At 53.3% G+C, this 22,072-nt stretch carries 19 protein-coding genes and 1 other RNA gene; 2 read left to right on the top strand and 18 right to left on the bottom strand.

All coding sequences use genetic code 11. From position 1 onward, the window contains the following. Positions 1 to 62: 62 nt before the first annotated feature. The 14 genes from FYJ60_RS00265 to dxs form a co-directional block, all read right to left on the bottom strand. A complete protein-coding gene (locus tag FYJ60_RS00265) occupies positions 63 to 1,352 on the bottom strand; it encodes a bifunctional folylpolyglutamate synthase/dihydrofolate synthase (RefSeq protein WP_205838906.1) in 1,290 nt (429 codons plus the stop codon). A gap of 2 nt (positions 1,353 to 1,354) precedes the next feature. Then, positions 1,355 to 2,668, bottom strand: a complete 1,314-nt coding sequence (locus FYJ60_RS00260) for an ATP-binding protein (protein ID WP_154456589.1) — start codon at positions 2,666 to 2,668, stop codon at positions 1,355 to 1,357. Positions 2,669 to 2,766: 98 nt separating this feature from the next. Next, complete coding sequence (locus tag FYJ60_RS00255; protein WP_154456588.1) at positions 2,767 to 3,204, bottom strand: aspartate carbamoyltransferase regulatory subunit; 438 nt, start codon at positions 3,202 to 3,204, stop codon at positions 2,767 to 2,769. After that, complete coding sequence (pyrB, locus tag FYJ60_RS00250) at positions 3,205 to 4,128, bottom strand: aspartate carbamoyltransferase (protein WP_154457049.1); 924 nt, start codon at positions 4,126 to 4,128, stop codon at positions 3,205 to 3,207. It abuts the gene before it with no gap. A 134-nt stretch (positions 4,129 to 4,262) separates the two neighbouring features. Then, entirely contained in the window at positions 4,263 to 5,003 is a 741-nt protein-coding gene (locus FYJ60_RS00245) for an HdeD family acid-resistance protein (protein ID WP_154456587.1), read from the bottom strand. A 12-nt stretch (positions 5,004 to 5,015) separates the two neighbouring features. Further along, complete coding sequence (locus FYJ60_RS00240; RefSeq protein WP_154456586.1) at positions 5,016 to 5,597, bottom strand: Maf family protein; 582 nt, start codon at positions 5,595 to 5,597, stop codon at positions 5,016 to 5,018. Between the two features lie 88 nt (positions 5,598 to 5,685). After that, an RNA gene (rnpB, locus tag FYJ60_RS00235) (RNase P RNA component class A) lies at positions 5,686 to 6,035 on the bottom strand. A gap of 23 nt (positions 6,036 to 6,058) precedes the next feature. Continuing rightward, on the bottom strand, positions 6,059 to 7,723 hold the full coding sequence (locus FYJ60_RS00230) for a nucleoside kinase (RefSeq protein WP_154456585.1): 1,665 nt from the start codon (positions 7,721 to 7,723) through the stop codon (positions 6,059 to 6,061). A 49-nt stretch (positions 7,724 to 7,772) separates the two neighbouring features. After that, positions 7,773 to 8,606 carry a Nif3-like dinuclear metal center hexameric protein gene (locus tag FYJ60_RS00225; RefSeq protein ID WP_154456584.1) on the bottom strand — a complete coding sequence of 278 codons (834 nt, stop codon included), beginning with the start codon at positions 8,604 to 8,606 and terminating at the stop codon, positions 7,773 to 7,775. Next, entirely contained in the window at positions 8,596 to 9,294 is a 699-nt protein-coding gene (locus FYJ60_RS00220) for a tRNA (adenine(22)-N(1))-methyltransferase (protein ID WP_330579084.1), read from the bottom strand. Before FYJ60_RS00220 ends, FYJ60_RS00225 begins: the two co-directional genes overlap by 11 nt. Positions 9,295 to 9,296: 2 nt before the next feature. Further along, entirely contained in the window at positions 9,297 to 10,430 is a 1,134-nt protein-coding gene (gene rpoD, locus FYJ60_RS00215) for an RNA polymerase sigma factor RpoD (RefSeq protein ID WP_154456582.1), read from the bottom strand. Positions 10,431 to 10,440: 10 nt separating this feature from the next. Continuing rightward, complete coding sequence (gene dnaG, locus FYJ60_RS00210; protein WP_154456581.1) at positions 10,441 to 12,240, bottom strand: DNA primase; 1,800 nt, start codon at positions 12,238 to 12,240, stop codon at positions 10,441 to 10,443. Between the two features lie 8 nt (positions 12,241 to 12,248). Further along, complete coding sequence (locus tag FYJ60_RS00205; RefSeq protein WP_154456580.1) at positions 12,249 to 13,256, bottom strand: deoxyguanosinetriphosphate triphosphohydrolase; 1,008 nt, start codon at positions 13,254 to 13,256, stop codon at positions 12,249 to 12,251. A gap of 175 nt (positions 13,257 to 13,431) precedes the next feature. Beyond that, the gene (gene dxs, locus FYJ60_RS00200) at positions 13,432 to 15,306 is read right to left on the bottom strand and encodes a 1-deoxy-D-xylulose-5-phosphate synthase (protein ID WP_154456579.1); all 1,875 of its coding nucleotides are present in this window, start codon (positions 15,304 to 15,306) and stop codon (positions 13,432 to 13,434) included. Between the two features lie 174 nt (positions 15,307 to 15,480). On the opposite strand from dxs, the gene FYJ60_RS00195 reads away from it, so the two are divergent. Together FYJ60_RS00195 and aroA are read left to right on the top strand one after the other, a co-directional pair. Continuing rightward, positions 15,481 to 16,581 carry a prephenate dehydrogenase gene (locus tag FYJ60_RS00195; protein ID WP_330579058.1) on the top strand — a complete coding sequence of 367 codons (1,101 nt, stop codon included), beginning with the start codon at positions 15,481 to 15,483 and terminating at the stop codon, positions 16,579 to 16,581. Between the two features lie 159 nt (positions 16,582 to 16,740). After that, on the top strand, positions 16,741 to 18,063 hold the full coding sequence (gene aroA / locus FYJ60_RS00190; protein WP_154456578.1) for a 3-phosphoshikimate 1-carboxyvinyltransferase: 1,323 nt from the start codon (positions 16,741 to 16,743) through the stop codon (positions 18,061 to 18,063). A 164-nt stretch (positions 18,064 to 18,227) separates the two neighbouring features. Here the strand turns inward: aroA and FYJ60_RS00185 are convergent, their stop codons facing one another. From FYJ60_RS00185 to FYJ60_RS00170, 4 genes are all read right to left on the bottom strand, one after another. Continuing rightward, positions 18,228 to 18,812: a GNAT family N-acetyltransferase gene (locus tag FYJ60_RS00185; protein ID WP_154456577.1), complete on the bottom strand. Its 585-nt coding sequence runs from the start codon at positions 18,810 to 18,812 to the stop codon at positions 18,228 to 18,230. 125 nt (positions 18,813 to 18,937) lie between these two features. Continuing rightward, complete coding sequence (locus FYJ60_RS00180; RefSeq protein WP_154456576.1) at positions 18,938 to 19,981, bottom strand: asparaginase; 1,044 nt, start codon at positions 19,979 to 19,981, stop codon at positions 18,938 to 18,940. A 240-nt stretch (positions 19,982 to 20,221) separates the two neighbouring features. Beyond that, positions 20,222 to 21,271 carry an electron transfer flavoprotein subunit alpha/FixB family protein gene (locus FYJ60_RS00175; protein ID WP_154456575.1) on the bottom strand — a complete coding sequence of 350 codons (1,050 nt, stop codon included), beginning with the start codon at positions 21,269 to 21,271 and terminating at the stop codon, positions 20,222 to 20,224. Positions 21,272 to 21,286: 15 nt separating this feature from the next. Continuing rightward, a complete protein-coding gene (locus FYJ60_RS00170; protein WP_330579057.1) occupies positions 21,287 to 22,072 on the bottom strand; it encodes an electron transfer flavoprotein subunit beta/FixA family protein in 786 nt (261 codons plus the stop codon).

The raw sequence follows: 22,072 nt of genomic DNA, 5'->3' as shown, positions 1-22,072 counted from the left end.
CTCCCGTACTATCCAAAGTATATCAGAAAACGGCGGAAAACTACGCTTTCCGCCTGTAAAACCTATGTAAAGTGTTTCATAAGACCGGTAATTTCACCGATGTTGGAGAGTGACCCGAAAGAAAGAATCAGGTCATCCGGGCCGGCAAGGGCAAAAGACCGCCTGACCGCGTCCGGGATACTCTTTTCCGCTAGAATCGTTTTCTCCGGAAAAATTTCCGCGGCGGCTTCGGCAAGTTTTTCCGCCGGGAGTGCCCTCTCATTGTCCGGTGTTTCCACACAGAGAAGGACATCCGCCAGATCGCAGGTCCTGCGGATCACCTCCCGGTAATCTTTATCCGCGAAAACGCCCAGAATAAAAATTCTGCGCCTTTCCGGATAGCATTCCAGGACAGACTGCCGCAGGATATCGGCCGCGCGAGGATTATGCGCACCGTCCACAACAAAATCCGGATGCTCCGCAATGCGGGTAAATCTTCCGTGCCAGTCCGCCGCGGAAATTCCCTCCAGAATTTTCTCATCCGTCAGCTCCGGTTCTTTTTTCTGCAGGATCTTCAGCGCCTCAAAGGCGGTAACCGCATTTTCCGCCTGACAGCTTCCGGCAAGGGGCGTGTGAAACAGCAGGTCTTTGTACCGGAAGGTCAGACCGTCTATGGTATTGTCCAGGACCTCCGCCTGCTCCGGATGACCGGTTACCAGAGGAACCCCAAGAGAATCACAGACAGACTGCAGCACCTCTTCCGTCTCTTTCTGCTGGCCGGAGGTTACGGCTGCCAGGCAGCCTCTTTTGATAATCCCTGCCTTTACGGACGCTATTTCCGGGAGTGTCTGTCCCAGGAATTCCGTGTGATCCATGCTGATGGAGGCAAATACAGCAAGGACCGGCGCCGGAATCACGTTGGTCGCGTCGTCCCTGCCGCCCATGCCGCACTCCAGAATGGAATAGTCGCAGTGCTGCTCCGAGAAGAACAGAATGGCGAGAACCGTCTCCAGTTCAAAATTAGAGGGACAGACAAGACCGCGCCGCTCCATCCGGGTCACGGCGCTTTTCATCTTCTCCGCCAGCTTTGTGTACTGTTCCCCGGAAATCATCTTCCCGTTTACCCGGAACTGCTCCCCATAGGTGTAGACAACCGGGGAGGTGTAGACGCCTGTGCAGAATCCCGCCCGTGTCAGGGCAGCGGAAAGATAGGCGGCAATGCTGCCCTTTCCGTTTGTCCCGGCAATGTGGATGAACCGGAGCTCCTTCTCCGGATTTCCAAGCTCATACAGAAGCGCGCGGATTCTGTCCAGCTCCAGGTGGACGCCGGAGATTTTTCCGGCGATAAATGCTCTTGCTTCCTGATAGTCCATCCCTACGCCTCTTCCGCGGCTCCGCTCAGATAGGTAATGTACTGCTGCGCGGTCCTCCCGGAGATGCCGCCGTGGCTGAGCTCCCATTGATTGGCTCCTGCCTTCAGCTCCTCCTCTGACATCCGAATGCCGGCGCGTTTTGCCAGCTGCGCCACAATCCGGAAATATTCCTGCTGCGTCGGCTTGGAGTAGCTGATCGTAACACCGAACCGATGTACCAGTGAAAGCTTTTCCTCCATGGTATCCGACTTGTGCATCCCGTTTTCATTCTTTACATCGTCCCTGTCGCTCCAGGTCTCCTTGATCAGATGTCTGCGGTTGGATGTCGCGTAGATCAGCACATTATCCGGCTTGGTCTCCACACCGCCCTCAATGACGGCCTTCAGGAATTTATACTCGATCTCAAATTCCTCGAAGGAAAGATCGTCCATGTAAATAATAAATTTATAGTTCCGGTTTTTAATCGCCGCGATCACATTAGAGAGATCCTTGAACTGATGCTTGTAGATCTCAATCATGCGCAGGCCGTCCGGATAAAATTCATTGACGATTGCCTTGATGCTGGTGGATTTTCCGGTTCCGGAATCGCCGAACAGCAGACAGTTGTTGGCCTTCTTTCCCTCCACGAACGCGCGGGTATTATCCACCAGCTTTTTTTTCTGGATCTCATACCCGACCAGATCGTCCAGCATCACCTTCTCCATGTTGTTGATGGCGTGGAACCTGATGCTTCCGTGATCATCAGAGGAAATACGGAAGGCTTTGTTCAGGCCGAACATCCCTACGCCGTAGTCTCTGTAAAAGCCCGTTACCGCATCGAAAAATTCATTTTCATCCGCGGCTTTTTCCAGCCTGCGGCTGAGCTCCTGCACCTTTTCGCTGACATTTTTGTTGTACATCAGCTCCGGCTTCACGATTGCCTTGTAGTGGAGGATCTGCGAGAAGCAGCTGATTCCCAGATAATCCTCCAGCCAGGTGAAATCATAGTGGAACAGATCCAGAAAAGCCCGGAAGTCATTTCTGGCAAAAGCATTGACGCTTCCCTCGCTTGCCCCTACCTTTTCACAGGTCAGGCTGAAAGGATTTTCATCCGTGATCATCTGAAAGGTCAGGTAATTGTGCCAGAGGTTTTCGTCAAACCCATAGTCTGTGGCGACAATGCAGATCTTTTTTACCACCCGGAAGCTTCTGGCCACAAGCTCATCCTTCGGAACTTTTTCTTCCCGCGCGTCGCGGCAGATGTTTCCCATCTGAACAAGAATCGAATCCTCCGGCAGGGAACCGTACATTAGCAGTTTTGAAATGATATGATCCATAATTTGTTCCTTCTGTTTTACTTTCTTATATGCCTTGCTTTCTTTTGTGACTTATTTTCTGGAATGTATTCACTGTTTGACACACTGTAATCCCCGTATTATTTATTATGGGTTCCGTGATACTTTTCTTCACAATATTTGCAGCGGTAGATCTCCTTCTCCGGATCAGTCAGCACAAAAACCTGATCCAGCCCCTGCTCGATCGAGGTAATGCATCTGGGATTTCTGCAGCGGATGACATTCCGGATCTCTTTCGGAAGCTCCAGCTTCTTCTTTGCGATAATCCTGCTGTTTTTGATAATATTCACGGTAATATTATGGTCAATAAAACCCACCACATCCATATTCAGCTGGTCAATCGGGCACTCCACCTTCAGAATATCCTTTTTGCCCATCTTGCTGCTTTTCGCGTTCTTGATAATCGCCACCGTGCAGTCCAGCTGGTCCAGCTTCAAATCCTTGTAAATGGTCATCGCTTTTCCCGCCTTGATGTGATCCAGAACAAAGCCTTCTTCAATCGCGCCTACATTTAACATTTACTGATCCTCCCCCAGCTCAAGAAGTGTATACATCAGTGCCTCTCTCATATACATGCCGTAATGCACCTGCTTAAAGTAGGCCGCCCTAGGATCCTTATCCACCTGGACGGAAATCTCATTGACCCGCGGAAGCGGATGCAGAACATACATCTCCGGTCCGGCCAGTTTCATTTTTTCCTCGTCCAGAATATAAAAATCCTTCATGCGGACATAATCATCCTCATTGAAGAACCGCTCCTTCTGCACGCGCGTCATGTAGAGAATATCCAGCTTCGGAATTGCGTCCTCCAGCCGGATCACCTCCTCATAGGGAGTACCCGCGGGATTCAGCACTTCCTCCTTGACATAAGAGGGTACGCGCAGCTCCTCCGGGGAGATCAGAATGAAGCGGATGCCTGTGTACCGGACCAGCGCGCTGATCAGTGAATGAACGGTGCGCCCGAATTTCAGGTCGCCGCAGATTCCCACCGTCAGGTGATCGAGTCTGCCCTTCAGCGTCCGGATGGTCATCAGGTCTGCCAACGTCTGTGTGGGATGCTGGTGCCCGCCGTCTCCCGCATTGATGACCGGGATCGGGGAAACCTCTGCCGCCACCATGGGAGCGCCCTCCTTGGGATGCCGCATGGCGCAGATATCGGCAAAACACCCTGCCACGCGGATGGTATCCGCCACGCTTTCTCCCTTTGTGGCAGAGCTGGACGAGGCGGAGTGAAAGCCGATGATGCTTCCTCCCATGTTCAGCATCGCCGACTCAAAGCTCATCCTGGTCCTGGTGCTGGGCTCGTAAAACAAGGTGGCAAGCTTCAGCCCGTCGCAGACATGCGCGTACTTCTTCGGATTAGCCTCCATATCCGCGGCCAGATCCATCAGCCTGTCCATCTCTTCTACCGTAAGATCCAGCGGTGACATAATATGACGCAGATGCTTTAATTTTCGCATTTCTTTTCTTCCTCCCTGCTTGTCTGATGTAAAGATATCGGGGTCACAGGGCCTTTTGACCCCGAAGGATGACACAAATTGCACCGTTTTTTTGAAACTTCCTCAATTCTTCTCCTTTAATACCTGTCATCGTCTTCCTCTACGACTTCTCCCTCCAGAATCTGCGGATCAGAATCGGACGCGTCGCTGTCCTTCTGGCCGTCGTCCGTAACATCCCTTGCCTCGCCGTCAATGATATCCGGATCGTCCTCCCAGAAGGACTGGCGTCCGCTTTTATCCTTACCTGCCCTGTCCGCATACCCGGCAAGCCGCACATTGGAGATGATCATGGAAACCGCCGTATAAATCATGGCGATCCCGGCGATGCGCATCACCATTTCCGCGCTTTCAATCGGCGCGAAAACAAGAACCAGTCCGAGAACCGTGGTGATGACCGCGCTGATCAGCTGTACCCACCAGCGCCCGTCCTGATAACTCCGGAACAGGCTTGTTTCAAAAAAGCTGTCAACGGCAAAGGCAAACAGAATAACGGCCAGAAGAACACTGGCAAAAGAAATAATCCCTTCCGGATGAAAAATAATCAGAAGTCCGATGACAATCAGGATGACGCCGAGAATAATCCGGTAGGGAAGCGGATTCTGCACATTCCGGCTCCGAAGCTCCGCAAAATAATTGACCGTAAGAAAAATGCCGTAGGCCAGAAGGCACAGACCGATCAGAAAGCAGATAAACCGGATGGCCGCACCGGGCCGGATAACCAGAAAAATGCCCAGAAGAAGCAGGATGACCGCAAAGCAGAAGCTCATCACCCGCAGCCTGCGGAACTGTTCTGTCAGATAGTTCCAGAATTCCCTCATAAAAGCCCCCTTTTACAAAAAACGCTTCAGGTGCCTATAAACTGCGGCAACCGGAAGTCCGACAACAGTGTAATAATCTCCTTCAATTTTTTCGACAAATCTGGCAAACGGCCCCTGGATCCCGTATGCCCCGGCTTTATCCAGAGGATCGCCGGTTTCCACGTAGGCACGTATTTCCTCCTCCGACATCGACGCGACCCAGACATCCGTGCGGCTGGAAAAGGTATCGGTTTCCCGGATGGAACCGTCCTCCACAAGAGCGATTGTCACCCCGGTAATCACCTGATGCTTTCTTCCCTGCAGCCGGCGGAGCATCCGGCAGGCGTTCTCCCGGTCCTTCGGCTTGCCCAATATCCTGTCATCCAGGACAACAATGGTATCGGAGCCCAGGACAACAGATCTTCCGGCAGCGCTTTTCTTTTTCTCCGCGACATCCAGGCACTTGATCCGGGAAAGGCCTTCTGCGGCCTTAGAAGGATCCGCTCCGGTGATCTTTTCCTCCACAGACGAAGGAACCACCTCCGGAGAAAAGCCGGCCAGGATAAGCAGCTCCTTCCTTCTGGGAGAAGCCGATGCCAGTGTAATTTTCTGCATGATACATACTCCTCTGCCCGCCGTTCCGGAGCCGTCCACGCCCTGATGACGGGCATTGCTTTTACGGACTCCTGTATGCGGGCGCAAAAAAATCAGCAGAGCGATAAGCCGGGTTATGTCTTGTACGATCATCTGTCTGTGTCCTGCCGTTGCCGGCAGGCTCAAGCGACCCACCTGAAGACGTGACGGGCAGCCACATAGTCTTCGTTTCGGTCTTGCTTCGGATGGGGTTTACATGGCGCATCCTGTTACCAGAATGCCGGTAGTCTCTTACACTGCCTTTTCACCCTTACTGTGATGGCACAGCGGTATATTTCTGCTGCACTTTCCCTGGAGTCACCTCCGCCGGACGTTATCCGGCATCCTGCCCTGCGAAGCCCGGACTTTCCTCAGCCGGCCTCTTTCGGTCCTGCCGGCCGCGATCGTATACTCTGCTGATAAGAAAAAGGTTTCTTTATTTCTCAGACATCAAAACAGGAACCGCCGATAAACTCCCTGAGAATGGAGTTTTCCGGAACATCCCCGGAAGGATAGCCGAGGAAATAATCCAGGAATTTCAGAAGGCGGTTTGCCTCCGGATATTCCGGCGCATTCTCCGGAATATGGAACAGCAGCGGTTCTGCGTATAATTTTAATATAGAAAATTCATAAATCAAGGCTGAATTAAAAATTGCGTCCGCATTTTCCTGGTGCGGGAAAATATAGTTATTCTCCCCTCTGCGCACCGAGGGCCACATGCGGATGGATTCCTGCGCGGAGGTTCCCCTGGTCCGGTAATCTCTCACAATCCTCCGCAGCAGCCGCCCGTCCGTGGTGGAGATATGGTTGTGCTCATCCACATTCAGCTGTGTCAGCGCGCTGATATAAATCAGGAATTTTGCCTCATCCGGCAGGAAATCACTCAGCTTTGCGTTCAGCCCGTGAATCCCCTCCAGAACCAGGATATCCCCGTCCTGCAGCTTCAGCTTATCTCCGGGGTATTTTCTCTCGCCGGTGATAAAGTCAAATCTGGGAAGAGGAACCTCCTGTCCCTCGATCAGCCTCTCCAGCGTCTGCCGGATCAGCGGAAGATCCAGGGCTTCCAGACACTCGAAATCATAATTTCCCTCCTCATCCCTGGGGCATTCCGAGCGGTTTCTGTAAAAATTGTCCAGGCTGAGCGGGTGCGGCCTCTTTCCGTGCGCAGTCAGCTGGATGGAAAGCCTTCGGGAGAAGGTAGTCTTTCCGGATGAGGACGGTCCGGCAATCAGGACAAATTTTACCTTGTCCCTGGCACAGATCTGCTCTGCAATCCTGGCAATGGAGCTCTCCTGCAGTGCTTCGGCCACCAGCATTTTATGTCCCATCTCGCCGCGGCAGATCGTTTCGTTCAGATCCGCAACGCCGCGGATTCCCATCTGCCTTCCCCAGTCCTCCGCCTGCTTCTGCACCTGGAACAGCTTGGGAGAAGGCGTAAACGGACAGAGGGCCTGCGGCCGCGAAAACTCCGGCAGGACAAGCACCAGGCCGTTTTCATAGGTCGTGACGTCAAAAACGCTCAGGTATCCGGTGTTCCACACCATATAGCCGTAAAAATAATTCTTGTAATCCTCCAGCAAGTACAGGTTTACATTGGAGGAGCGGCGGTAGCGGAACAGCCGGTCCTTCTCCCGCATGTCTGAATCACGGAAGAATTTTCTGGCTTTGCCCAGGGAAACGGTTTCCTTCCGGATGGGAAGCTTTAAATCCGCAAGCTCCCGCATTCTTTTCTTTACCGCATCCGCAAGCTCCGGCGTCACCTCCGTTCCCGGAAGCCGGTAATAGTAGCCGTTGCCGTTGGAAAACAGCAGGACCGCGTGGCGGTGGATGTCCTTCCCCGTTACATCGTAGACAGCCTTCAGGAAAAGAAGGTTCAGACTCCTCCGGTAGGTGTCCTGCCCGATTCTGTCCGCAACGGTAACCGGCGAAAGCGTACAGTCCTCCTTCAGCCTTTTATGCAGCTCCCGCAGCTGCCCATTTGCCATAACCAGCAGGACCGGCAGCCCGTTTTCCGTCGGAATCTCCCTGACGATCTCTCCATATGGGGTTCCCGCGGGATATTCTTTTGTCACGGTTCCCGCCTGGACCCGGTACATTTTTTCGCTCATATCCAGTCACCATCCGATCTCTTTGAACAATCAGCTCTGCCCGTCCGCCTTAATCCTCGTCCGGATAGACATCTCCCACCAGCCGGAACGGCTGAATGAGTTTGGCGCCTTTTACCTCGCAGTCCGGAAACAGAGCTTTCAGCTTTCTTGTCATAAAATCAATGAAACAGTATTCCGTCCCGTAGTGACCGGCGTCAATGATAAACAGTCCCTGCGCCATGGCGTCAATCCCCGTATGATAATCAATATCTCCGGTAACAAGCACCTGGGCTCCCTCCTGGATCGCTTTTTCCACCACACTTTTGCCGGAACCGCCGCAGACGGCCACCTTCGTCACAAGAATTCTCTCCTCGCTGCCTCTGCCCTCATCCTGTTCCAGCCCGTAGCACCGGACTGCCTCCAGTCCGAACTGCTGACGCACAAAATTTGCTGTCTCGCGCAGCGTCATGGGCTTCGGCAGATCCCCGATCCTGCCGATTCCTTCCAGAACGCCGTCATTTTCACGGGTGACATCCAGCACACGGGTATTCTGCAGCTGCAGAATTTTCCGGTTCAGGCGGGCCATGCCCAGTACATCAAAGTTTGTGTGCAGAGCGTAGCAGCTGATGTCATTTTCGACAAGGGCCAGTATTCTTCTGCCGTTCACCGTATCATCTGTCACCCGGTTGATGCTGCGGAACAGCAGCGGGTGATGGGTGACCAGCATATCCGCTCCCCACTCCACGGCCTGGCGTATGGATGACTCGTCTGCGTCCAGGGAGACAAAAATCTTTTTTACCACGCGGTTTCTCCGTCCCACCTGAAGCCCCGGATTATCCCATTCCTCCGCGCACTCCAGTGGATAATCCTCTTCCAGCCTGTCAACAATTTCTTCACATCTCATAACGGTTCAGCGCGGCCTCCAGCAGCCGCTTCTCCTTTCCCAGTTCCTCCGCCCTGCGGCGGGAGGATTCTGTACTGTGTTTTTTCAGCCCTTCCAGAATCTGTCCGGTCGTCCGCATCCGCCGGAGCAGATACTCCTTCAGCACCGGATTTCTGTCCCGGAGCAGGCAGGGTCCGAAGAATAGCTCTTCTTCTGCGTATGCAGCTTCTTCTTCCCCCGGTATCAGGTGAATCAGCGGGTAATACTTGCCGTCTTCCCTGATAAAATCCTCTCTGTCTATCCGGAAATGCAGGTTCTGTGCCTGTCTGCGCACCTGGTCCGGATCGGACTGGGGGCCCAGGATCAGCTCCTTTGCGGAAGCAGCTCTGTCCGGACACTTCTGCAGAATGGTCCGGATCAGAATTCCGCCCATCCCCGCAATGACAATACTGTCCGCTTCCCCTGCCCGCAGCTGTTCCAGCCCGTCCGAGAGGCGGAGCTGGATCCTGTCCTCCAGACCCGCCAGACGGACACTCGTTTCCGCCCGCAGAAGCGGTCCCTTCCGGACATCCATGGCGATGGCGCTTTTTATTTTTCCTGTTTCACAGAGCCAGACAGGCAGATGCGCGTGGTCGGTGCCGACATCCGCCAGAACCGCGCGGCACGTGACCAGATCCGCAATCGCCTGAAGACGGCCGGATAACTGCACCGTCAATCCAGGTAATCCTTCAGTTTTCTGCTGCGGCTCGGATGGCGGAGTTTCCGCAGGGCTTTCGCCTCAATCTGGCGGATACGCTCCCTGGTTACATTGAATTCCTTGCCGACCTCTTCCAGCGTTCTGGCTCTTCCGTCATCCAGACCGAAGCGGAGCCGCAGGACCTTCTGCTCCCTCTCTGTCAGTGTCCCCAGCACCTCCTCCAGCTGCTCCTTCAGCATGGTGTTGGCCGCGGCGTCCGCAGGCGCGGGCACGTTGTCATCCTGGATGAAGTCGCCCAGATGACTGTCTTCTTCCTCGCCGATCGGAGTTTCCAGAGAAACCGGTTCCTGGGAAATCTTCAGGATTTCACGCACCCTGTCTACGGAAATATTCATCTCCTCCGCAATTTCCTCCGGTGTGGGCTCGCGTCCGAGCTCCTGAAGGAGCTGTCTGGATACCCGGATCTCCTTGTTGATGGTTTCCACCATATGGACCGGAATACGGATGGTTCTTGCCTGGTCCGCGATAGCCCTGGTAATCGCCTGGCGGATCCACCAGGTGGCGTAGGTGGAAAACTTATACCCCTTCCGGTAATCAAACTTTTCCACCGCTTTGATCAAGCCGAGATTGCCCTCCTGGATCAGATCCAGAAACAGCATGCCTCTTCCCACATAACGCTTGGCGATGGATACAACCAGACGGAGGTTTGCCTCCGCCAGACGCTTTTTCGCCTCCTCGTCTCCCTGCTCCATCCGCTTGGCAAGCTCAATTTCTTCCTCCGCGGTAAGCAGGGGAACTTTTCCGATTTCCTTCAGGTACATCCGGACCGGATCCTCGATGCTGATTCCTTCGGGGACGGAGAGGTCGATATTTTCCATATCCACCTCTTCCTCGTCGTCTAAATCCGGTTCATCATTCATCAGGAGGGCGTCGTCCTCATCCTCGTCCGCGGCGGACTCGGTAATGCGGAGAACGTCAATGTCATGCTCCTCCAGATACTGAACCACGGCATCCAGCTGTTTCTCTGACAGATTCATGTCACGGAAATAATCCTGGATTTCCTGATATTCCAGGGCGTTCTTCTTCTTCTTCGCCACTTCAATCAGGCTTTTGGTTTTTTCCAGTAGCTTTTTGTTGTCTGCTTCCATTTTGTTCTCCTTATCCATCTTTTTTCGGGGTAATCAGGCTGTCCGGCAGCCCTTCTGTCCGAAGCCGCTCCAGGCTCCGCCGTTCTTCAATAATTTTCTGCAGACCGGAGAGATCCGTCTGGTCCAGTGCTTTTTCTTTTGCCTCCAGGCTGGCCGTCTTCATACGGAAAAACAAATCGGCAAACGCCTGCCGTATGTTTCCGTCCTTGTCCAGCTGCAGATTGGTGTGAAACAGCGAAGCCGCCCTGGACTGGGTGTCCCCGTCCTGAAAATGATTGATCACACTGGCCGGGCTGATCTGCCCGTGTTCTGCCTGCTGCCAGATCATCTCCGCCACCTCCCGGTAGAGCGGATCGGTAAAATCTTCGGGACCGAGATACCCCTTCAGTCCCGGAATCAGCTCCGGCCGGGAAGTCAGCCAGGTAAGCATCAGCTTCTGGGTCTGGTCCTCCGCGCTGTCCCTGGAAACGGTCTTTCTTCCGGGCGGCGCCTTGGGAACCCGGATCATCTGCCTGCCGGTTCCCCGCAGGGACGCTCTTCCTACCTCCCTGCGCAGAAGCTCCGGTTCTGTGCCGTATTTTCCGGCCACCGTCTCCAGATACGACGTCCGTTCCAGCTCATCCTCGATCTCCGCGAGCATGGAGGCTGTATGATGAAGAAAATCCGTTCTTCCCTGCGGATCGTCCATGTCATAATCCCGCTCACTCATGCGCACCGTAAACAAAAAGCTGTTTTCCGCTTCCTCCAGACGCTTCTCGAAGGCCTCTCCGCCCTCCGCCTTGATAAATTCGTCCGGATCCTTATGGGGCCGGAGATTCACCACCTTCGTCCGCAGCCCCGCGTTACGCAGCATGGGAATGGCACGGAGAGCCGCCTTTACGCCGGCCTCGTCCATATCATAGATCACCAGGACATCCCCGGTGTAGCGGTGAAGCAGTGCGCACTGCTGGGAGGTAAGGGCGGTTCCCAGCGAGGCCACCGAATTGGTATACCCCGCCTGATGCATGGAAATGACATCCATATAGCCCTCGCAGATAATCATATTTTTTTTACCGGCTCTCTTTGCCGCATAGAGCCCGTATAAATTCCTGCTCTTGTCAAAAATGACGGTTTCCGGGGAGTTCAGGTACTTGGGTTTTCCCTCTCCCATGACCCTGCCGCCGAAGCCGATCACCCTCCGGTTCACATCCATGATGGGAAACATCACCCGATTCCAGAACTTGTCTCCGAACCCGTGCCGCTCGTCAAAATGAAAAAGCCCGGAATCCTTCAGAAGCTCATCCGCGTAACCCCGTTTTTTCATGAAACGGTACAGATCGTCACTGTAACGGTCGGAGTAGCCCAGCCCGAAGGAACGGATAATCTCGTCGGAAAGACCGCGCTTTTTCAGGTAATCCATGGCATTCTTCCCGGCAGGTGTACGCAGCTTCCGGTAGAAATATTCCGCGGCAAGCTTGTTGATTTCCAGTAGCTTTCCCTTCCGGTCCGACTCCGCCCTTGCCTCCCCGGACAGCTCCGGTTCCGGAAGGCGGATGCCTGCCCGGTCGGCCAGCTTTTTTAAGGCCTCCTGAAAAGTCTCATTCTCGTATTTCATCAGAAAAGTGATGACGTTTCCGCCCTCTCCGCATCCGAAGCAGTAGTACATCTGTTTGGAAGGGCTGACGGAGAAGGAGGGGGATTTTTCATTATGGAAAGGACAGAGACCGAAATAGTTCGCGCCGCGGCGCTGCAGCCTGACATATTGGGATATGACGTCCACAATATCATTTGCGGAACGTATTTCTTCAATCAGATCATCCGAATACCGCATCAGCTACCTCAGAAAACATCCCATGAACGGGGAACAAAAAACTCTTCAAATTTCCGGATGCAGAACTGATCTGTCATGCCGGAAATATAATCGCATACAACTCTCTCCTGCGGCTCACCCTTCTGCAGCATGATCCGGTATTCCTCCGAAAGAGCCTCCGGGTGATCCGTAAGATACCCGTACAGGGCGGAAATAATGCGCTCCACCTTGACCTCCTCGGATTTGGCCACCGGATTCGTGTAGACGTCTGCGTACATCAGCCGCCGGAAGGTCATCATAGCCTGAAAAACCCGGTCGGACATCCGGATGTCGTTCCTGTCCATGCTGTTGTGAATCAGATCCAGCACCAGGGTATTCAGCCGTTCCTTGGAAGTATAGCCCAACGTGGTGCGGAGTGTAATCGGAATGTCATCCTCTGTGAGAATACCGGCGCGCTGCGCGTCATCTGTATCGTGATGAATATAGGCGATCTTGTCGCACAGACGGACAACCTTTCCCTCCAGTGTCGCAGGGCTGGTACTCATCTGATGATTCAGGATACCGTTTCTTGTCTCCCAGGTCAGGTTCATCCCCCGGCCGTCATTTTCCAGGCAGTCCACAACCCGGAGGCTCTGCCGGTTGTGCTGGAATCCGCCGGGCGAGAGCTTGTTCAGCGCACGCTCCCCCGCATGCCCGAACGGGGTATGCCCCAGGTCATGTCCGAGGGCGATCGCCTCCACCAGATCCTCGTTCAGACGCAGGGCCTTGGCCACGGTCCTGGCAATCTGGGAAACCTCAAGCGTGTGCATCATGCGGGTGCGGTAGTGATCTCCCCTGGGAAGAAGAAAGACCTGGGTTTTTTCCTTCAGCCTGCGAAAAGCCTTGGAGTGCAGAATTCTGTCCCTGTCCCGCATGTAATCCGTGCGGACAGCATGAGGCTCCACCGGCTGCAGACGCCCCTTCGTATCCGCGCTGTGAGCGGCGTAAGGACTCAGGTGCTTTCTCTCTTCCAGCTCAATACTCTCCCGAATGGTCAAGCGGCAGCCTCCTTTCCGTCAGGTCGCAAGGTCATAAGACATCTTCTAATTATACTCTTACTGCGCCCAAAGGAGCGTTTCCTTTTTTCAGGGCAAAAAAATTTGCTGCGTCCGACGGCATTTCTGCTTCCCGGACACAGCACCTCCCGAAATATCCTCACTGTTTTTTTCTTTCTCAGCCTTCCGGCACATGATCCGGTTTCATCCACCGCAGAATCCTGTCCGTAAGGGTCTCCACATCCAGTCCTGCCATCCTCCGCTGGCTCTCCACCGTTGCATGCGGAATAAAGCGGTCCGGAACCGCGGCGATCTCCACATGGACGGGAAGCTTCTCTTTTTCCGTGAAATCCAGAATCTGTTCCCCGATGCCGCCCTTTCTGCAGTTCTCCTCCACCGTCAGGAAAAGAGAGTGACCATCTGCCAGCTCACGGATCAGGTCATAGTCCAGCGGGCTGGCAAACCGCAGATTTACTACCGTGGCATCAATCCCGTACCCAATCAGCCTCTCTGAAACATCGGCGGCAAATTCCACCATGGAGCCGATCGCCAGAATGGCGGCTCCCTTTCCTCTGTGGATCAGTTCCGCTTTTCCGTACCGGATGGGTTCCCGCTCTTCCTTCAGCCCGATGTAGGCCTGTCCTCTGGGATAGCGGATCGCAACGGGGCCGTGGAAGCGGACGGCGAAATCGAACATATCCTCCAGCTCCCAGGCATTTTTGGGCGCAAGCACCGTCATGCCCGGAATCATGGTCAGGTAGGAAAGATCATATACGCCGTTATGCGTCCTTCCGTCCGCGCCGACAAAGCCGGCCCGGTCTATGGCAAAAATCACGTGCAGCCTTTGCATGCAGACATCGTCCATAATCTGGTCATAAGCCCTCTGAAGAAAGGCCGAGTAGACGGCAAAGACCGGAATCATGCCTCCCAGCGCCAGACCGGCCGCAAACGTCACCGCGTGTTCCTCCGCAATTCCCACATCAAAGAAGCGCTCCGGAAAAGCCTGTTCAAAGGACTCCAGCCCGGTTCCCTCTCCCATGGCAGCGGTAATTCCCACCAGATTGTGATGAAGGGTGCCAAGCTTTCTGACACTCGCGGCAAAAACGTCGGTATAAGTCGTCCTGCTGTGCTTCAGCGCCATTCCGCTTCCGACATCAAAAGCACCAGTTCCGTGATACTTGTCCGGATGACTGACAGCAGGCTGATATCCCTTTCCCTTCTCGGTAATGACATGGACCAGCACCGTTCCCTTGTAGCGCTTGGCCTCGGAGAGCACCCGTATCAGGTTACGGATATTGTGGCCGTCAACCGGACCAAGGTACATAACCCCCATATCCTCAAAAAACATGCCGGGAATCACCAGATGCTTCAGGCTGCTCTTCGTCCTCCGGATTCTCTCGACCATGTGGTCTCCCAGCTCCGGAATTTTTTCCAGCTGATCCAGAACCGAATCCTTCAGTCCCGTATATTTGGGAGAAGTCCGGATGGTGCTGAGATACTCGGAAATCCCTCCGACATTTTTGGAAATGGACATGGCATTGTCGTTCAGGACAATGGTAAAATTGGATTTCAGATTGGCCGCGTTATTGATCGCCTCATAAGCCATCCCGCCGGTAAGCGCCCCGTCCCCGATCACGGAAACCACGTGGTATTTCCTGCCCAGCAGATCCCTGGCCTTTACATAGCCCAGTCCCGCGGAGAGAGACGTAGAGCTGTGTCCCCCGTCAAAGGTATCGCAGGGACTTTCCGCTCTTCTGGGGAAGCCGCTGATTCCCCCCTCTTCCCGCAGGGTGGCAAAATCATCCTTCCTTCCGGTCAGGATTTTATGGGTATAGCACTGATGCCCTACATCCCAGATAATCTTATCCTCCGGAAGATCGTAGACATAATGCAACGCCATGGTAAGTTCCACTGCGCCCAGGTTCGATGCCAGGTGTCCTCCGGTCTTGCTGATGCTGTCGATCAGGAAACGGCGGATATCCTCCGCCAGCAGGGGAAGCTGGTCAACAGGTATTTTTTTTATATCATTTGGCTGATTAATTCGTTCGAGCATACACATACTCCTCTTTAAGCTGATTCCGATTGTAGCACAAAAGCAAAATCTTGAGAATCTTTGTTTTTCAGACTTGCTTTTCTTCTACTTTTCTGCTGGACAGAGGTTGAAATAACGTCCTTTTTCCTATAAAGTAAGGAATTGAGTTTAGGAAACAAAGCAGGAAAGGATGATATGAGTATGGAGTGCATAGGCTTTATCGGGCTGGGGCTGATCGGCGGATCTCTGGCCAGGGCAATCCGAAAATTCCACCCGGAAATCCGCCTGACGGCATACTCGCACACAAGGGCTACACTGGATGAAGCTCTCTCCGAAGGAGTAATTGACGAGGCATGGGAACAGAATGATCCCCGCTTTTCCGAATGTGACCTGGTTTTTCTTTGTGCCCCGGTGCAGACAAATATCTCGTATCTTCCTTTTTTGAAAAAAACGGTAAAATCTTCCTGCCTGATTTCCGATGTGGGAAGCGTCAAGGGCGAGATGCAGGAAGCCGCGGAAAAAGCGGGACTTTCCAGGCAGTTTATCGGCGGGCATCCCATGGCCGGCTCGGAAAAAACCGGATTTTCCAGCTCACGTGCCTATATTCTGGAAAATGCCTGGTATTTTCTGACTACGACAGAAAAAAATGCTCCGGAAGATATCCAAAAACTCCGGCATCTGGTGACAGACATTCATGCCCTGCCGCTGGTTCTGAAACCGGAAGAGCATGATTTCCTTGTGGCAGGTGTCAGCCATCTTCCCCATCTGGTTGCGTCCGGCCTGGTAAACACCATTAAAAATCTGGACGACCCGGAAGAGCGGATGAAGCTGGTGGCAGCAGGCGGTTTTCGGGATATTACCCGCATTGCCTCCTCCTCTCCCGTCATGTGGGAACAGATCTGTCTGTCTAACCGGAACTGTATCCTGAAAGTGCTGGATTCCTATCTGGACTTTATGAAGCATGCCAGAGAGCTTGTCGCGGCCGGAGACGGAAAGGCTCTGAATGAGATGTTTACCTCCTCACGGGATTACAGGGATTCCATGGACGATACCAGAAAGGGGTCTGTCACCCGTCAGTTCCTGCTGTATGTGGATATTCTGGACGAGCCGGGCGGTATTGCCACCATCACCACGCTCCTTGCCATGAATCAGATCAGCATTAAAAACATCGGCGTGATCCATAACCGGGAATTTGAAGAAGGGGTTCTGCGGATTGAATATTATGACGAGGACTCCAGAAACCGCTCGGCGGAGATACTGCGGAAAAGAAATTATATTATCCGAAAGACTATGTAGATATCTCTTCTTCTGGTACTTTCGTGATAAAACTATCCAGAAGATCACAGGATTGGGCTGTTAAAATATAAGTACGGATTGTTCCGCGCTTTTCGCTCCCACAATCCGTTTTGTACCCATTTTGCAACAATTCATAAAACAGAAAGCTGGAATACTGTCATGATTTTTACGCCTGCATCAAAGCCGCTGCACGGTACCATAAACGTGCCCGGCGATAAATCCATTTCCCACCGTGCGGTTATGATCGGATCCTTGGCGGAAGGCGATACGGAAATCTCCCATTTTCTTCCGGGAGCGGACTGTCTTTCCACAATCGAGTGCTTCCGCAAAATGGGAATCCAAATTGAATTAACAGAAAATAATACCCATGTGCTGGTACACGGCCGGGGACTGCACGGTCTTTCTGCTCCGGATTCCGTTCTCGACTGCGGAAACAGCGGCACCACAACGCGTCTGATTTCCGGAATACTGGCCGGCCAGAAGTTTTCTTCCTCGCTGACCGGAGATGAATCCATCCAAAAGCGGCCTATGAACCGCATTATTCTTCCTCTTTCGGAAATGGGGGCGGAAATCCGCAGTGAAAACGAGAACGGCTGTGTCCCCCTGCAGATATCCCCCTCGCATCTGAAAGGCATCTGCTACCAGTCTCCGGTTGCCTCGGCACAGGTAAAATCCTGCGTTCTTCTGGCAGGCATGTATGCAGAGGGAAAGACCAGTGTGACCGAACCCGCCCTCTCCCGGAACCACACCGAACTGATGCTCCGCGGATTTGGCGCAGAGGTAACTTCGGAAGGCACGACTGCCACAATTACACCGGAGCCGGTTCTTCACGGAAGAAAACTTACGGTACCCGGTGATATTTCCTCCGCCGCCTATTTTCTCTGCGCGGGTCTGATGGTGCCGGATTCCGAGGTCCTTCTGAAGCATGTCGGAACCAATCCAACCAGGGATGGCATCCTGCGTGTCATACAGGACATGGGGGGCAGCGTGACCTACCGCCGACTGCTCTCAGACGCGGGAGAACCCACCGCCGATCTGGAAGTGCGTTACAGCAGGCTGCACGGAACCGTGATCGAAGGGAGTTTGATTCCCATACTGATTGATGAACTTCCGATTATCGCTGTCCTGGCGGCCACGGCTGAAGGAGACACCGTCATACGGGACGCGCAGGAACTTCGTTACAAGGAATCTGACCGGCTTGCCCTGATCGCGGAAAATCTGGAGGCCATGGGAATCAGCGTAGATCCCACGGAGGACGGTATGGTTATCCACGGAAGAAGAAACCTTTACGGCGGCACCCCCGCCGCAGAAGGAAAACCTCTTCACGGCGCCGTGATTGACAGCCACAAGGATCACCGGCTGGCCATGTCTTTCGCCATAGCCGCTCTTGCCGCGGATGGAGAGACTGAAATCCGGGACGCGGAGTGCGTCAACATCTCCTACCCTGATTTCTACAGAGATCTGCAGTCTCTGTCTGAGTAAACAGATATATGAGTACTCCTACTATTATCACTCATATCAACAGTTCCAAAAAATAGAACAGCAGCAAAACGGCACAGCCTTCTTCTCCGAGAGCTGTGCCGTAATTCGTTGTGCCGGTTTTCCCGGCTGCACAAATTAAATTTTTCTGCGCTGATTTCGCTGCTCTAGCAGCCGGAGCCGTCCAGCCTGCATGCGGCGCCCAGAGCCGGTTCCGGTTTCTCCGCCGCCAGCCCGACGTCCTCCGGGTTCAGCGTAATCATGCCATCCTCCAGTACAAAGCAGGGAATCCCCACAAAACTGTTCTTTTTGGCATCATCAAAAACCGGACTCATATCGCGGATTTTCATAAATGCCTTCAGAAAGCGGATATGTTCTCCGATGTTCACGAACTGAAAGGACGGATTTCCTTCAATCTGCCTCTCCACAGAGGAACAGTCCGGACAGGATGGCATGCCGAACACGGTAATGACACTGTTGTCCTCCGCGGAACGGTACTCCGGTTTTTTATCAAACATCCTTCTGGCATAGGAACAGAAGGGCTTGATCTTTTTATTCATGGTAGCAGCCGCCTGCACGACACAGTCCACCAGCCTTCCGGCGATTCCCTGACCGCCGTAGGACGGATCTACCACCGTGTGTGTGATAATCCAAAAGGACGGAAGAACCAGAAATTCACAGGTTCCCGCCATTTTCTCTCCGTCCCATGCAGAAGCCCGCTTTTTTTCCATTTCAAATTTCACTTCAATCATAACCGTACCCCCATACCGCAGTCTGAATCCTGCTTTTTTGTCTGTACCTGCAATATTTACCTGTACCTACACTATAAGGGTGCTGCCGGAAAGATGCAAGACCCGGCACGATAACTGCCTGTTGCTTAATATTTTGAGAATACTCCGGCAATGGTTTCCGGATCCTTTGTCACCGTCAGGCAGAGTTGCAGAAGAATGCGTGCCTTTTGCGGGTTCAGGAATCCGGATGAGATCATCCCGGATCGTGATTTGGTGCGCACATGAGCCGTTACCGGGCCGCTTCCGGTCCTGGTGCTGATGACGACGGGAATCCCGCTTTCTGCCGCACGTACCAGTTCCTTCTCATCTTCCTGATGAACAGAACCGTTGCCGGTTCCGGCATAAACAATTCCCTCTGCCCCTGCCCGGATGGCTGCCCGCACCATAGCCCCGTCCGCGCAGGTATTTCCATACAGAATATACACCGTCGGGAGCCTTTTTATTCCCTCAAGAGAAAACATCCCAGGATCTCTTTTTTGTTTTTTTCCTTCACATTCAGTTCCCATCCGCATCATCTGCCGGTCATCTGGAATCCCTGAAGAGCTCTCTGCAAAGAAAACAGGGATTCCGTCGCGGATCATTCCAAGAGAACCTCTGTTCGGCGAGCAGAACGCACCAAGAGAAGTGGTGTTTTTCTTGGTGGCATCCACGGCTCCCTCGATGCTGCCATTCATCGTGATAAGAACACCCCTTCCTTCCGCATCCGGAGAGGCGGCTGTCCGCACCGCGTTGAGCAGATTCATGGGGCCATCCGCGCTGAGGGCGGTTGCCGGCCGCATTGAGCCGGTAAGAACCACCGGTTTTCCGGCAGGTACGGTAAGATGCAGAAAGAAAGCGGTTTCCTCCATTGTATCCGTTCCGTGAGTAATAACAATTCCGTCCGTATCGTCCTGTCCGACAAGTGTATGCACCCTTTTAGCAAGACGTAAAAGAATATCCTCTGTCATATCCCTGCTGTCGATATTGCAGAATTGCTCGGCGGAAAGCTCCGCACAGGAACAGAGGCCGGGGACAGAGCGGATAATCTCCTTAATTCCAAGACTTCCTGCCTGGTAATCTGATGTTTCCGAGGCAGTATCTGCTGATCCGGCTATGGTTCCGCCTGTGGCGATAATCCGTATTTTCTTCATCCTGAAATACCTCCGTTACCCTTACTATATCATTCTCTGACACAGGAACGAATCAATTTTCTCCGATATCCCGAAAATATTTCTTACTTTCCAGCAAACGAAAAAAGACAGTCCCGGAACAAAACCACGGACTGTCTTTTTCTGTTGTTATATTGATATGATTACACCACGCAGATTCCTCTGTCTGCGACAATATCAGTGCTTCTGTTTCTGCTCCTGCATGCCCCGGAAATTACCGGTTTACAGGGCTTTCTTTCTGGCCTTGACCATCTCTGTGAGCCTGGGAACAATTTTGTTCAGGTCGCCCACAATGCCGTAATCCGCCACGCTGAAGATCGGCGCGGTCTCATCCTTGTTAATGGCAATGATGAGGTCGGATTCCTCCATGCCGGCAACATGCTGAATGGCACCGGAAATTCCGATGGCAAAATATACCTGGGGACGAACGGTTTTTCCGGTCTGTCCTACCTGCATATCCTTCGGCATCCAGCCGTTGTCCACTGCCGCACGGGAGCTGGAAACTTCTCCGCCCAGGGCATCCGCCAGATCCTGAAGAATCTTGAAATTCTCCTTGGAACCGACTCCGCGGCCGCCCGAAACCAGAATTTTAGCTTTCTGAATATCTACGGTCTCGCTTACTACCTTTACGACATCCTCAATTTCTACATATTTATTATTCGGGGTAAAGCCCGGATTGAAATCAATAATTTCCGCCTTTGCCCCCTTGATCGGCTGAATGGCCTGCATAACGCCGGGACGAACCGTGGACATCTGCGGACGGTTATCCGGGCAGGCAATCGTTGCGATCGTATTTCCTCCAAACGCGGGACGTGTCATCAGCAGCTGGTTGTGTTTCTGCTCATCCTCATGTCCCGGCCTTGCCACCAGCGGAAAATCACCGATATCCAGACTGGTGCAGTCCGCGGTAAGTCCGGTTCCCACACGCGCGGAAACCGTCGGACCCAGATCCCGGCCGATGGCGGTTGCGCCGACCAGCATGATTTCCGGTTTGAATTTATTGATTACCTCCGACAGTGCGTGTGCGTAAGGCTCGGTCCTGTAGTCTTTCAGCTCCGGGTCATCAACGACAATGACACGGTCCGCTCCGTATTCCGCCAGCTGATCGGCAAGATTCCGGATTCCGCTTCCTACTAGGACAGCAGTCACCTGCGTGTCGAGTGTCTTTGCGAGATCTCTTGCCTTTCCGAGAAGTTCAAAGGCAATGTTGTTGATCTGGTTATCAACCTGCTGCGCATAAATAAATACGCCCTTATATTCTTCCAAATTCATTTTTCATCGCCTCCGTCAAATAATATGTTTCTCTGACAGGACATCTGCAATAGATGCCGCCGCCGCGTCCGGATCCAGATCCTTAAACATGGTTCCCTCACCCTTGCGGACCTTATCAGAAGCCTTTGCGATCTTTGTCGGCGATCCCTTCAGACCGATGTTCGCGTCATCCAGATCCTTCAGATCATTCCGGCCCCAGACGGTGATCTGCGCGTCCACGGCATCCCAGATTCCGCCCGGTGTCATGTAGCGGGGCTCGTTCAGCTCTGAAAGAGCTGTGATCAGGCAGGGCATTTTTGCCTTCAGTACATGGTAGCGATCCTCAAACTGACGCTGTACCACGACGCTGTCACCTTCAATTTTAATATCCTGCGCATAGGAAATAACCGGAATTCCCAGATGCTCCGCGATCTGCGGGCCTACCTGGGCGGTATCTCCGTCGATCGCCTGACGTCCGGTAATAATCAGGTCGTAGTCCAGATTGCGGATTCCTGCCGCGATCGTCTGAGATGTAGCCCAGGTGTCTGCGCCTCCCAGAACACGGTCTGTTATCAGTATTCCCTTGTCCGCGCCCATTGCCAGCGCTTCCCGGAGGACTGCGTCTGCCTTTGGCAGACCCATAGTAATAACCGTAACCTCCGCGCCATTCTGATCCTTAATTCTTAAAGCGGCTTCCAGTCCGGCCTTGTCGTCCGGATTCATGATAGCCAGCATTGCTCCTCTGTCCAGCGTACCGTCCGGTTTGAACTTAACACCACCGGCAGTATCCGGAACCTGTTTAATACATACAACAATTTTCAC

This window comes from Bilifractor porci, assembly GCF_009696005.1.
Lineage (GTDB): Bacteria > Bacillota > Clostridia > Lachnospirales > Lachnospiraceae > Bilifractor > Bilifractor porci.
This window is presented reverse-complemented; position numbering and strand designations above follow the sequence as displayed.